The sequence below is a fragment of the Herbaspirillum sp. NPDC087042 genome, from assembly GCF_044745245.1.
Lineage (GTDB): Bacteria > Pseudomonadota > Gammaproteobacteria > Burkholderiales > Burkholderiaceae_D > Herbaspirillum.
Genome location: NZ_JBIUZW010000001.1, coordinates 671,076 through 684,549 on the forward strand (window position 1 = coordinate 671,076; position 13,474 = coordinate 684,549).

Here is a 13,474-nt window from a genome sequence, read left to right on the forward strand (position 1 = left end):
AGTAGCCGCGCAGCAACATCAGCAATACCAATTAGCGGGCATGGGACGTGCCCGATCATTTGTCTTTATTTTTGGGGATGGAAAACATGAGTATCGTTGCAGTCGTAGGCTTGGGTTATGTGGGTCTTCCGCTGGCAGTGGAGTTTGGCAAGAAGCGTCCCACCGTAGGTTTCGACCTCTCCAAGAGCAAGATCGAGAGCTACCGCAAGTTCGTTGACCCCACCGGCGAACTGAGCACCGAGGAACTGCGTGCCTCCACGCAACTGAGCGTAAGCACCGACCCGGCCATCCTGGCTGATGCCGACTACATCGTGGTGGCCGTGCCCACCCCGGTCGATGAAGCGCACAACCCCGACTTCGGTCCGCTGGCCGGCGCCAGCATCACCGTGGGCAAGCACATGAAGCGCGGCGCCATCGTGGTGTTCGAGTCCACCGTCTACCCCGGTGCCACCGAGGAAGTCTGCGTTCCCCTGCTGGAACAGCATTCCGGCCTGAAGTGGGGCCAGGACTTCCACGTCGGCTTCTCGCCCGAGCGTATCAACCCGGGCGACAAGCAGCACACCCTGACCACCATCCTCAAGATCGTCTCCGGCGACGACCCGGACACCCTGGAAAAGATCGCCCAGCTCTACGAATCCGTCATCACCGCCGGCGTGCATCGTGCCTCCAGCATCAAGGTGGCCGAAGCCGCCAAGGTGATCGAGAACACCCAGCGCGACCTCAACATCGCGCTGATGAATGAACTCTCCATCATCTTCGACAAGATCGGTATCGACACCCTGGAAGTGCTGCAGGCCGCCGGCACCAAGTGGAACTTCCTGCCCTTCCGTCCGGGCCTGGTCGGCGGCCACTGCATCGGCGTGGACCCGTACTACCTGACCCACAAGGCCGAGATGCTGGGCTACCATCCGCAAGTGATCCTGGCCGGTCGCCGCATCAACGACGGCATGGCCAAGTTCGTGGCCGAGAAGACGGTCAAGTCCATGATCGCCGCCGGCTTCCACATCAAGGGCTCAAAGGTCAACGTGCTGGGCCTGACCTTCAAGGAAAACTGCCCCGACCTGCGCAACTCCAAGGTGGTCGATATCGTGACCGAACTGCAATCCTATGGCGTGGAAGTGCACGTCTACGACCCGGTCGCCGCCAGCGAGGATGCCGAACACGAATACGGCATCAAGCTGGAGAACTGGTCCGACCTGCCGCGCGCCGATGCCGTGGTGGCGGCGGTGTCGCACAAGGAACTGCTGGCGCGCCCGCTGGCCGAGATCCTGACCAAGCTCAACGACAATGGCTGCTTCATCGACGTCAAGTCGCAGTTCGACCAGAACGCCCTGAGCGCGGCCGGCTACAGCGTCTGGCGCCTCTGATCGGCACGTCGCCAGAAACGCTACACCATGACTAGATACGACGCGATTTGCGCGCAACTCACGCAAGAACCCAAGCGCTGGCTCATCACCGGCGTGGCCGGCTTCATCGGCTCCAACCTGCTGGCCCGGCTGCTCTCGCTGGGTCAGCAGGTGACCGGCCTGGACAACTTCAGCACCGGCCGCCAGGCCAACCTGGACGAAGTCCGCGCCGAGGTCGGCGAGGCCGCCTGGGCCAACTTCAGCTTCATCGAAGGCGACATCTGCAACAACGATGACTGCGCGCGCGCCTGCGCCGGTGCGGACTACGTGCTGCACCAGGCGGCGCTGGGTTCGGTGTCGCGCTCCATCGAGGATCCGCTGCGCACCAACCTGAACAACGTCAACGGCTTCCTCAACATGCTGGTCGCCGCCCGCGATGCCAAGGTGGCGCGCTTCGTCTACGCCGCCTCCAGCTCGACCTACGGCGACCACCCGGGCCTGCCCAAGGTGGAAGACGTGATCGGCAAGCCGCTCTCGCCCTACGCGGTGACCAAGTACGTCAACGAGCTGTACGCCGACGTCTTCGGCCGCTGCTATGGCCTGCAAAGCATCGGCTTGCGCTACTTCAATGTGTTCGGCCGCCGCCAGGATCCGCACGGCGCCTACGCCGCCGTGATCCCGCAATGGGTGACGGCGATGATCCGCAACGATGCACTGCGCATCAATGGCGATGGCGAGACCACCCGCGACTTCTGCTACATCGACAACGTGGTGCAGGCCAATCTGCTGGCCGCCACCGCTGCACCCGAAGCCGCCAACCATGTCTACAACATCGCGCTCAACGATCGCACCAGCCTCAACGAGCTCTACGAGGTCATGCGCGGCTTGCTGGTGGAGCGCTTCCCGCACCTGCAGCAGCATCGCCCGACCTACGTGGGCTTCCGTGCCGGCGACATCCGTGATTCCCAGGCCGATATCAGCAAGGCCCGCGAGGGCCTGGGCTATGCGCCCACGCATCGCATCCATGCCGGTCTGCAGGAAGCCATGAACTGGTACATCGAGCATCTGGGAGCATCCGCCTGAGCACTGCCTGGGCGGGCAGCTGACATGGTCGCCATCGAGCGCTACGACAGTTTCGCGCAGATGCCCCAGGCGGTACTGGCGTGCTTCGAGCAAGCCGGGCAACAGGCCGATTTCTGCCTCACGCCCGGCTGGCTGCAGCACCTGGCCAGCACCACCGGCTCGGCCGGGCAATCGCTGCAGCTGTATTGCCTGCTGCGTGATGGCGCCGCCCGCATCCTGCTGCCGATGATGAGCAACCCGCGCGCCGGCTGGCCGGGCGCGCGCCGGCTGGAGATGCAGGCCAACTACTATTCGGCCCTGGCCGGCCCCCTGATGGTCGACCCTGGCGAAGACCTCCGTGAACTGCCGGCACTGATGGCCGCCATCGTCGCCGAACGCCCACGCTGGAGCCGCATCGACCTGCATCCACTGGCCCGCGACGAAGCTGGCTTCACGGCACTGCAACAGGCGCTGCAGGCCTGCGGCATGGCAGTGCGCCCCTACTTCTGCTTTGGCAACTGGACCCTGGAGCTTGCCGGACGCAGCTATCAGCAATACCACGCCACCCTGCCCTCGCGCCTGCGCAATACCCTGGCGCGCAAGTCGCAGCAACTGCGCTCTGCCGGCGACGTCGACATCAGCATCATCCAGCAAGGCAGCGAGCAACTCGAACGCGGCATCGCCGACTACCAGTCGGTCTACCAGGCCAGCTGGAAACAGGCCGAACCCCATCCCGACTTCATCCCTGGCCTGATCCGCCTGTGCGCCCGCCAGGGCAAGTTGCGCCTGGGCATCGTGCGCATCGATGGCCAGGCTGCCGCCGCCCAGCTGTGGATCGTCCACCAGGGTGTGGCCGCCATCTACAAGCTCGCCTATGACGAACGCTTTGCCGCGCTCTCGGTGGGCTCGGTGCTGACCGCGCGCATGATGGAACACGTCATCGACGTCGACGGCGTGCGCGAAGTCGACTACCTGATGGGCGACGATGGCTACAAGCGCGACTGGATGTCGCACCGCCGCGAAAGATGGGGTCTGGCTGCCTTCAATCCACGCACCGCAGACGGCTTGGCGGGCATGTTGCGGCATGACATCGGACGGCTGTGGCGTCGCTTGTCATCAGTTCTTGTGACAAGCTTGCATTTCAGCAAGAAAAACCAGTAGTGGCGCGGCTTTCTAGCAAATAATAACGCACAGAAATAGTGTAAATTTTGGCCTAATTTATGTCTTATTCCGCACTGGAAATGTGAAGCAGGATGGTATGATTCTGCGATTGTCAAAAAGTCACTATTACTACTGCTTAAACGATATCTCACAGGGGGATATCCATCGGGGATGACCCGATTTGCCAGGAGGGGGATCTTTCCAGGGAAATCATTCACCACGAAGATGTTGCAAACAGGCTACAGCGGACCCGCTCAAGGAGGCTGGTACATGGCCTGTCGGTGTCGGCTCGCTTTACACAGTGGGGCCGCCATCGGTACCCCGACATTGCAGGCTGGCTGTCAAATAACTCAATTTGTTGAATCTCGATCGCAGGGGAAGCGGCTCACATGGCGGATTTACTATCGCAACTCTTATCGCTCTTGAAGGGCGCCTGGAAGTATCGCTGGCTGGCCATCTCGGTGGCCTGGGTGCTGCTGCTGGTAGGCAGTGTCGTGGTGTTCCGGCTGCCCAATGATTTCCAGGCCTCGGCACGTGTCTATGTGGATACGCAAAGCATCCTCAAGCCCCTGCTGGCGGGCATGACCACGGTACCCAACATCGAGCAGCAGGTCTCCATCATGAGCCGCACCCTGCTCAGCCGCCCCAATCTGGAGCGTGTCACGCGCATGGCCGACCTGGACATCAAGGCCCAGACCGTGGCCGACAAGGACAAGCTGGTCGATGAGCTGGCGCAACGCATCAAGATCATCCAGACCGGGCGCGACGACATCTACACCATCACCTACAACAACGAGAACCCCAAACTGGGCAAGGATGTGGTGCAGTCGCTGCTGACCATCTTCGTCGAGGGCAGCGTCGGTGACAAGAAGGAAGACTCGGACAAGGCGGTGCGCTTCATCGGCGACCAGATCAAGAGCTACGAAGAAAAGCTGACCAATGCTGAAAACGCGCTCAAGGAATTCAAGCAGAAGAACGCCGAGCTGCTGCCGCGCCAGGGTAGCGACTATGGCTCCAAACTGCAGGATGCCGCCGACCAGCTCAGCCAGGCGCGCCTGGAACTGGCCGAGGCCGAGCAAGCCCGCAACGCCATCCAGAAACAGCTCACCGGTGGCAGTGGCAACAGCGAGGACATGCCGCGCATGCCCACACCGGAAATCGATTCCCGCCTGGAAGCCGCCGTCAAGCAGCTCGATGACCTGCGTACCAAGTACACCGAAAACCACCCCGACGTGGTCGGCACACGTCGCCTGATCGCCGAACTGGAAAAGCGCAAGCGCGACGAAGCCAAGAATCGCCAGCCGGGTGCCGATCCGGGTGCCAACTACAGCCCCATGATGCAACAGCTGAGCGTGTCGCTCTCGGATGCACGCGCCAAGGCGGCCAGCCTGCGCGCGCGGGTGGATGAGTATGCGGCCCGCTATGCCCGCCTGAAGGCGCAGAGCATTGCCGCCCCCGACGTCGAAGCCCAGTTCACCCAGCTCAACCGCGACTACCAGATCAACAAGGACAACTACGAGAAGCTGGTGGCCCGCCGCGATGCCGCCAAGCTCTCCGGCGACCTCAGTTCGGCCACCGACCTGATGACCTTCCGCGTGATCGATCCGCCGATCGTGCCGCGTCTGCCGGTGGGTCCGAATCGCCTGCGCCTGCTGTCGCTGCTGTTCGTCGCCGCCATTGCGGCCGGCTTCGGCGTGACGGTGGTGTTGAGCCAGGTCCGTCCCTCCTTCATCACCCAGCACCAGCTGCAGCAGGTCACCGGCCTGCCCGTGCTGGGTGCGGTGGCCATGAACTGGACCGATGCCGAAGTCGCCAAGCGCAAGGGCAGCGTGCGCAAGTTCATTGCCCTGGTGGTCGCCTTCTTTGTGGCCTATGTTGTGATGATGGCCTTCCTGTTCCTGAGGTATTGATGATGCGCCTTTCCCTTCATTCCAGTTTGCCTCGCCGCACCAGCGGCGTATCAGGAGAGCACGCATGAGCATCATCGAACGCGCCGCCAGCCGCCTCAAGACCCACGCCTCGCAACGCCCGGCTGGTGCGAGCGAGATCCTGTCGCCGGCCGAACAGGCCGCCCAGGCTGACGCCCAGGCCGCAGCCGCCGCGACCACACCGGTGAGCAGCGAGGCTGCTGCACCGGTGGTGCCGACTGCCCCTGCCCCTGCTGCTGCACCGGCGGCATCGGCTGCCACAGCCGCACCGGGCGCACCCGCAAGCACACCTGCGGCGCCTGCTGCCAGCACCGCAACGCCGGCAGCACCGGCGGCAGCAGAGCCTGCACCGGCCCGCTCCACGCCGGCCAAGCGCATCGACATCAATCTGGAACGCCTGGCCGGCATGGGCTTCCTGACACCGGGCAGCCGTTCGCTGATCTCCGAGCAGTTCCGCATGATCAAGCGCTCGCTGCTGCGCCAGGCCTTCGCGCCGCGCGAGGCGGGCTCCAATCCGGGCAACCTGATCATGGTGACCAGCTCGCTGCCCAACGAAGGCAAGACCTTCTGCTCGATCAACCTGGCCCTGTCGATCGCCATGGAGCTGGACCACACCGTGCTGCTGGTGGACGCCGATGTGGCACGTCCCTCGGTGCTGCGCACCTTCGACGTGGCCGAGGAAGGCGCCGGCATGATGAACCTGCTGCTCGACGACAAGGTCGACATGGCCGACGTGCTGCTCAAGACCAACGTCGATACGCTCAGCGTGCTGCCGGTGGGTCCGCGTCACAGCCACTCCTCGGAATTGCTGGCCAGCCAGTCCATGCACCTGCTGCTGGAAGAAATCGCCAGCCGCTATCCCGACCGTATCGTGATCTTCGATTCGCCACCGCTGCTGGTGACCAGCGAAGCCAACGTGCTGGCCACCAAGATGGGCCAGATTGCCATGGTGGTGGCCGCCGAAAGTACCTCGCAACAAGCCGTCAAGACCTCGCTCAATCAGCTCAAGGGCTGCCAGAACGTCAGCCTCATCTATAACAAGAGCATGGCCTTTGCCGGCTCCCCGGAGTATGGATACGGATATGGCTATGGCTACTGAGAACCTGCGTCACGCAATCGCCCCCACCTCCCTGCCGCGCCACGCGCTCGCCATTGCCGCCACACTGCTGGTGGCATCGGGCGCCCAGGCGGCTGAATGGACGATCACGCCCTCGGTCAACCTCACCCAGACCTATACCGACAACGTGAACCTGCAACCGCAGGGCAAGAGCGACTTCGTCACCCAGGTCACGCCGTCGCTGACGGTGGTCTCCAAAGGTCCGAACCTGACGCTCAATGCCAACTACGGCCTGCAGGAAACCTATTACGCCAACCACAACGCCGGTTCGTCGCTGACCAACCTGTTGAATGCCAATGCCAACGCCAGGTTCATCGACAACCTGCTGTACCTGGATAGCGCGGCCTCGATCACCGAGCAGAACATCTCGGCCTTCGGCGCCCAGCCCGTGGACAACACCAATGGCAGCGGCAACCGCACCACGGTGCGCACCACCCGCATCAGCCCTTACCTGGCGCGCACCTTCGGCTCGGATGCCACGGGCGAGTTGCGCTATGCCCGCGACACCGTCTCGGCCAGCAACGGCGGCCTGTCCAACAGCAATACCGACACCGTCTCGATGAGGGTCGACAGCGGTCCGGCCTACCACCTGATCGGCTGGGGCATGAAGTACAGCGATGCCAACACCCAATACGCTGGCCAGAGCAATGTCAAGCTGCAGAATATCGTGGGACGTCTGTCCTACCTGCTGGACGAGCACTTCCGCCTGGTCGGCACGGTCGGTTACGATCGCAACGATTATTCGCTCACGGCCAATTCCAGCTCCGGCTATTCCTGGACCAGTGGCTTCGAATGGAAGCTCAACCAGCGCACCAGCCTGAACGCAGCGATCGGCCACAAGTACTATGGCAGCACCTTCTCGCTGTCGGCGGCCACGCGCAGCCGGGTCGCCAACTGGATGCTCAGCTATAACGAGGACGTGACCACCACGCCGGCGCAGTTCTCGCAGCCGACCACGGTCAATACCGCGACCTTCCTGGACCAGTTGCTGTCCTCCTCGATCAGCGATGCCACCGCCCGTGCAGCGGCCGTGCAGCAACTGATCCAGCAAGGCAACCTGCCCAGCACCCTGACCACGTCGGTCAACTCCTTTACCAACACGGTGTTCCTGCAGAAGCAGTTGCAGGGCTCGGTACTGCTCAGTGGTGCGCGCACGACGCTGCTGATCTCGATCTTCGATACCGAACGCGAACCGCTCTCCAATAACAGCCAGGGCACCCTGGTGGGCAACGGCAACGATCGCACCGAACAGGTCGGCGCCAGCGCCGTGCTCTCGCGCCGCCTCAATGAACGGGTGCGCGCCAACGCCGCGCTGGTGGCCACGCGCGTGAAGTCGATCACCACCGGCCGGGTCGACAACACCCAGAGCCTGCGCCTGGGCGTGTCGCGCCAGCTGACCCCGGACGTGCTGGGCACCGTGGAAGTGCGCCGCAACCAGGGCCAGTCGACCCAATCCGACGTGTCCTACCGCGAAAACGCGGTGAGCGCCTATCTGAACATGAAGCTCTAAGAGCATCGAGCCCGCTATGTACGAATCATTCTACGGTCTGCGCGACAAGCCCTTCCGCCTGCGTCCGGACCCCAGCTTCTTCTTCGGCAGCAAGGGCCACAAGCGGGCCATGAGCTATCTGGAGTATGGCCTGTCGCAAGGCGAAGGCTTCATCATCATCACCGGCGAAGTGGGTGCCGGCAAGACCACCCTGGTCAGGAAGCTGCTGGGCAAGATCAATCCCATGCAGATCATCTCGGCCCATATCGTCAACACCCACCTGGATCCGGACAACACCCTGCGCATGGTCGCGGCCGCCTTCGGCCTGCCCAGCGAGGATGCCAGCAAGGCCACCCTGCTGACTCGCCTGGAGCAGTTCTTCCTGCATTGCGAGCAAAAGGGCATCCGTGCCCTGCTGGTGGTGGACGAGGCACAGAACCTGTCGCCGACCACGCTGGAAGAATTGCGCATGCTGTCCAACTTCCAGAGCGGCGACCGCTCGCTCCTACAGACCTTCCTGCTGGGCCAGCCCGAGTTCCGCATCACGCTGCATAGCGATGCGATGTTGCAATTGCGCCAGCGCGTCATCGCCACCTATCACCTCGGGCCGATGGACGAGGAAGAGACCATCACCTACATCCAGCATCGCCTGCGCACGGTGGGCTGGGAAAACGATCCGTCCTTCGACGCCTCGGCCTACTCGGCCATCCACAACTACACCGGCGGCATCCCGCGCAAGATCAATTCGCTGTGCGACCGCCTGCTGTTGATGGGCTACCTGGAAGAACTGCGCGCCTTCAGCGCCGAGCATGTCGCCGCCGTCATCAGCGACATCCAGGAAGAGTTCGAGCAGCCCCTGCCCGACCAGGAACAACAGACCATGGCCGAACTGCGTTCGGTCGAACGCCAGTTCAACGACGATGCGCTGGAAGAGCTGCAACAGCGCGTAGGCAAGCTGGAGAACGCGACCGCGTCCATCCTCAAGATCCTGCGCGACCTCACCTCGCACTCGTCCAAATACAATCTCCAGGAACCCAAGTCATGAGCACCACCGCGACCGCAGCACCGCACCGCATCCTTTGCATCGTCGGCGCCCGTCCCAATTTCATGAAGATCGCGCCGATCATGTCGGCCTTCGCCCGGATGGGTGAGCAGGTGCAAGCCACCCTGCTGCATACCGGCCAGCACTACGACGTGGCGATGAACCACCAGTACTTCGAGGCGCTGGGCATTCCCTCGCCGGACATCAACCTGGAGATCGGTTCCGGCAGCCATGCCGTGCAGACCGCCGCCGTGATGACCCATTTCGAGCCGGCGCTGGACGCCGCCCAGGCCTCGGCCGTGCTGGTGGTGGGTGACGTCAACTCGACCCTGGCCTGCGCCCTGGTGGCCACCAAGAAGGGCATCCCGGTGATCCACGTGGAAGCCGGCCTGCGCAGCTATGACCGCGCCATGCCCGAAGAAATCAACCGCATCCTGACCGACCAGATCTCGGACCTGCTCTACACCACCGAGGCCAGCGCCCTGGGCAACCTGACGCGCGAAGGCATTGCCGCCGAACGCGTGCGCTTCGTCGGCAACGTGATGATCGACACGCTGCGCAGCAACCTGCCGCGCGCCATCAATCTGCCGCAGATCCTGGAGGCCCACGGCCGCAGCGACTTCCAGCACGCGCAAGGCTATGCCGTGCTGACCCTGCACCGCCCCTCCAACGTCGATGATCCGGACGTATTGCGCCGCCTGCTGGAAACGGTACGCACCATCAGCACCACGCTGCCGGTGGTGTTCCCGCTGCATCCGCGCACGCGCGGCATGATCGAGAAGTTCGGCCTGGCCGAGCTGATCGACATCCCGCAAGTCCTGCAACTGCCGCCCATGGGCTATCTGGAAATGCTGGGCCTGATGCAGAATGCCCGCCTGGTACTGACCGACTCCGGCGGCATCCAGGAAGAAACCACGGCCCTGGGCGTGCCCTGCGTGACCCTGCGCAACAATACCGAGCGCCCCATCACCGTGGAGCAAGGCACCAACACCATCGCCGGCAACGATCCCGAGAAGATCCTGGCGATCTTCCGCGACGTGATCGAGCATGGTGGCAAGGGTGGCCGCGTCCCCGAGTTCTGGGATGGCCACGCCGCCGACCGTATCGCCCAGGACCTGTGCGCCTGGCTGGACCAGCGCCGCGCCGCGGCTTGAGGGGAACTGGCATGGGCTCGCCTATCCGCAATGCCATGACGGTGGATGTAGAAGACTACTTCCAGGTATCGGCCTTCGCCAACACCATCTCGCGCGACAGCTGGGAAAACCAGCCTTGCCGGGTCGAACGCAACATGGACAGGATCCTGGCCATCTTCGCGGAACACGGCATCCACGCCACCTTCTTCACCCTGGGCTGGATCGCCGAACGCTATCCGGCCGTGGTACGCCGTATCGTCGAGCAGGGCCATGAACTGGCCAGCCACGGTTACGGCCACCTGCGCGCCAGCGACCAGGATCGCGCCCAGTTTGCCGAGGACATCGGCCGCGCCAAGGCCCTGCTGGAAGATATCGGTGGCCAGGAGGTCAAGGGCTACCGTGCGCCCAGCTTCTCCATCGGCAAGGACAACATGTGGGCACTGGATGTGCTGCAGGAAGCCGGCTATCGCTACAGCTCCAGCATCTATCCGGTCAAGCACGACCACTACGGCGTGCCCGATGCGCCGCGTTTCGCCTACTACCCCAATGGCCCGGAGGGCCTGCTGGAAGTGCCGGTGAGCACGGTACGCTTCGGTGAAAAGAATTATCCGGCCGGTGGCGGCGGCTTCTTCCGCTTCTTCCCGTATGCGCTGTCGCGCTGGCTGTTGCGCCGGGTCAACCAGCGCGATGGCGAAGCGGCCATCTTCTATTTCCACCCCTGGGAAATCGATCCCGGGCAACCACGCCAGAGCGGCATCAGCGCCAAGACGCGCTTCCGCCATTACATCAACCTGCATCGCACGGAAGACCGCATCAAGGAGCTGGCCTCCGACTTCCAGTGGGATCGCATGGATCGCATTTATCTGGGTGCCCAATGAACGCCACGACGTCGGTTTCCGAACACCAGGCCACCTCCGCTGCGGTCGCAGCGGGTGAGCTCACCGTACACTCGCTGCAAGCCGCCGATGTGCAGCGCTGGGACGAGTTCGTCCTGCAATGCCCGCAAGCCACCTTCTTCCACCGTGCCGGCTGGAAGGAAGTGATGGAGCGCTCCTTCGGCCATCGTGCCTATTTCATGTATGCCCAGCGTGCCGGCCAGATCGTGGCCGTGCTGCCGCTGGCCCACATCAGAAGCCGCCTGTTCGGCAGCTGGCTGGGCTCGCTGCCCTTCTGCGTCTATGGTGGCGTGGCGGGCGAGGATGCCCAGGCGCGGGCCCTGCTGGACGGCGCCGCCATCGAGCTGGCGCGCAAGCTCAATGCGGAACACCTGGAATACCGCAACATCGCGCCCCAGCACACCGACTGGCCGACCAAGGCACTCTACGTGACCTTCCGCAAGGAAATCTCGACCGACGACGAAGAGAACATGCAGGCCATCCCGCGCAAGCAGCGCGCCATGGTCCGCAAGGGCATCAAGTTCGAGCTGCAAAGCGAGATCGACAGCAACACCGACCGTTTCTTCGACGCCTACTCGGCCAGCGTGCATCGCCTGGGTACGCCGGTGTTCTCGCGCAAGCACTTCAGGGTCCTGGCCGAGGTGTTCGGCAAGGATTGCGAAGTGCTCACCATCACCAAGGATGGCCAGACCATCAGCAGCGTGATGAGCTTCTACTTCCGCGACGAGGTACTGCCCTACTACGGCGGCGGCAACGAGCGCGCCCGCGACCTGGCCGCCAACGACTTCATGTACTGGGAACTGATGCGACGCTCGGCCGCGCGCGGCATCCGCGTCTTCGACTTCGGTCGCAGCAAGCAGGGCACCGGCTCCTTCGACTTCAAGAAGAACTGGGGCTTCACGCCCGAGCCGCTGCACTACGAATACCAGCTCCTGCGCGGACAGGACGTGCCGGACACCAACCCGCTGAACCCCAAGTACCAGCTGATGATCAAGACCTGGAAGCGCCTGCCGCTGTGGGCAGCCAACATGATCGGCCCGCACATCGTCCGGCAACTGGGGTGATCTGTGGAACACCTGCTTTTCCTGGCGCACCGCATTCCGTATCCGCCCAACAAGGGCGACAAGATACGTTCCTTCCATCTGCTCAAGCATCTGGCGCAGCGCTATCACGTCCATCTCGGTACCTTCGTCGATGATCCGGCTGACTGGCAGCACGTAGACACCGTCAAGGCCTATTGCCAGTCCAGCCACTTTGCCCGCCTGGATGGCTTGCAGGCACGCCTGCGCAGCCTGCCGGCCCTGGCCACCACGCGTGCACTGAGCCTGGACTACTACCGTAACGCCGGCCTGCGCCAGTGGGTGGCCGCGCAGCTGGATGCGGCACCGATCTCGCGCGTGCTGGTGTTTTCCTCGGTGATGGCGCAGTACGCGCAGGATCCGCGCCTCACCCGCAGCGTGGTCGACTTCGTCGATGTCGACTCCGACAAGTGGGCCCAGTACGCCGCCAAGAAATCCTGGCCCATGAGCTGGCTGTACCGCCGTGAAGGCCGTTGCCTGCTGGACTTCGAACGCCAGGTGGCCGCCGCGGCCGATGTCTCGCTGTTCGTCTCGCAGGCCGAAGCCGCCTTGTTCCGCCAGCTGGCACCGGCCAGCGCACACAAGACCGGCTTCCTCAACAACGGCGTCGATATCGATTACTTCTCGCCGGCGCACCGCCTGGACAATCCCTATGCAGCCGATGCCCAGGTGATGGTCTTCACCGGCGCCATGGATTACTGGCCCAACATCGACGCGGTGCAGTGGTTCGCCCGCGAGATCCTGCCACTGGTGCGTGCGCGCCTGCCGCAGGCGCAGTTCTACATCGTCGGCTCGCGCCCCACGCCGCAGGTGCAGGCACTGGCCGAATTGCCGGGCGTGACCGTCACCGGTACCGTGCCCGACATCCGGCCCTACCTGGCCCATGCCCATTGCGCCGTAGCGCCGCTGCGGGTGGCCCGTGGCATCCAGAACAAGGTGCTCGAAGCCATGTCCATGCGCATGCCGGTACTGGCCTCGCCGCAAGCCTTCGAAGGCATCTCGGCCACGCCGGGTCGCGACCTGCTGGTGGCCGATGGCGCCCAAGCCCTGGCGCAGGCAGCCATCGGACTGTTGCAGGACGTGCAGCCGGACGGCCCGCGCCAGCGCCTGGCCACCAGCGCCCGCGCGCTCATCGAGCAGGACTACGGCTGGGAGCGGCAATTGTCGCTGCTCGATACCCTGCTGGAAAGTTCCGACGAACTCCATTTCACTCCCGCCTGA

General features: G+C 63.7%; 11 protein-coding genes. All 11 read left to right on the plus strand.

Going from position 1 to position 13,474, the window contains the following annotated elements:
* Nucleotides 1-86 precede the first annotated feature (86 nt).
* Nucleotides 87-1,367, plus strand: a complete 1,281-nt coding sequence (locus tag ACIPHN_RS03020) for a nucleotide sugar dehydrogenase (protein WP_400432520.1) — start codon at nucleotides 87-89, stop codon at nucleotides 1,365-1,367.
* 27 nt (nucleotides 1,368-1,394) lie between these two features.
* Complete coding sequence (locus ACIPHN_RS03025) at nucleotides 1,395-2,429, plus strand: SDR family oxidoreductase (protein ID WP_400432523.1); 1,035 nt, start codon at nucleotides 1,395-1,397, stop codon at nucleotides 2,427-2,429.
* 24 nt (nucleotides 2,430-2,453) lie between these two features.
* Nucleotides 2,454-3,569 (plus strand): GNAT family N-acetyltransferase, encoded by a 1,116-nt coding sequence (locus ACIPHN_RS03030; RefSeq protein WP_400432526.1) that lies wholly within the window; start codon nucleotides 2,454-2,456, stop codon nucleotides 3,567-3,569.
* 389 nt (nucleotides 3,570-3,958) lie between these two features.
* The gene (locus ACIPHN_RS03035) at nucleotides 3,959-5,479 is read left to right on the plus strand and encodes an XrtA system polysaccharide chain length determinant (RefSeq protein WP_400432528.1); all 1,521 of its coding nucleotides are present in this window, start codon (nucleotides 3,959-3,961) and stop codon (nucleotides 5,477-5,479) included.
* A gap of 64 nt (nucleotides 5,480-5,543) precedes the next feature.
* Complete coding sequence (locus tag ACIPHN_RS03040; protein WP_400432530.1) at nucleotides 5,544-6,596, plus strand: XrtA-associated tyrosine autokinase; 1,053 nt, start codon at nucleotides 5,544-5,546, stop codon at nucleotides 6,594-6,596.
* Nucleotides 6,580-8,124 carry a TIGR03016 family PEP-CTERM system-associated outer membrane protein gene (locus tag ACIPHN_RS03045; protein ID WP_400432532.1) on the plus strand — a complete coding sequence of 515 codons (1,545 nt, stop codon included), beginning with the start codon at nucleotides 6,580-6,582 and terminating at the stop codon, nucleotides 8,122-8,124. The genes ACIPHN_RS03040 and ACIPHN_RS03045 overlap by 17 nt, the downstream gene beginning before the upstream one ends.
* Before the next feature lie 16 nt (nucleotides 8,125-8,140).
* Entirely contained in the window at nucleotides 8,141-9,148 is a 1,008-nt protein-coding gene (locus ACIPHN_RS03050) for an XrtA/PEP-CTERM system-associated ATPase (RefSeq protein WP_400432534.1), read from the plus strand.
* Nucleotides 9,145-10,299: a non-hydrolyzing UDP-N-acetylglucosamine 2-epimerase gene (gene wecB, locus ACIPHN_RS03055; RefSeq protein ID WP_400432537.1), complete on the plus strand. Its 1,155-nt coding sequence runs from the start codon at nucleotides 9,145-9,147 to the stop codon at nucleotides 10,297-10,299. The genes ACIPHN_RS03050 and wecB overlap by 4 nt, the downstream gene beginning before the upstream one ends.
* Before the next feature lie 11 nt (nucleotides 10,300-10,310).
* On the plus strand, nucleotides 10,311-11,156 hold the full coding sequence (locus ACIPHN_RS03060) for an XrtA system polysaccharide deacetylase (RefSeq protein ID WP_400432539.1): 846 nt from the start codon (nucleotides 10,311-10,313) through the stop codon (nucleotides 11,154-11,156).
* Complete coding sequence (locus tag ACIPHN_RS03065; protein WP_400432541.1) at nucleotides 11,153-12,238, plus strand: FemAB family XrtA/PEP-CTERM system-associated protein; 1,086 nt, start codon at nucleotides 11,153-11,155, stop codon at nucleotides 12,236-12,238. Before ACIPHN_RS03060 ends, ACIPHN_RS03065 begins: the two co-directional genes overlap by 4 nt.
* A gap of 3 nt (nucleotides 12,239-12,241) precedes the next feature.
* Nucleotides 12,242-13,474, plus strand: coding sequence for a TIGR03087 family PEP-CTERM/XrtA system glycosyltransferase (locus tag ACIPHN_RS03070; RefSeq protein WP_400432543.1), 1,233 nt, complete (start codon nucleotides 12,242-12,244; stop codon nucleotides 13,472-13,474).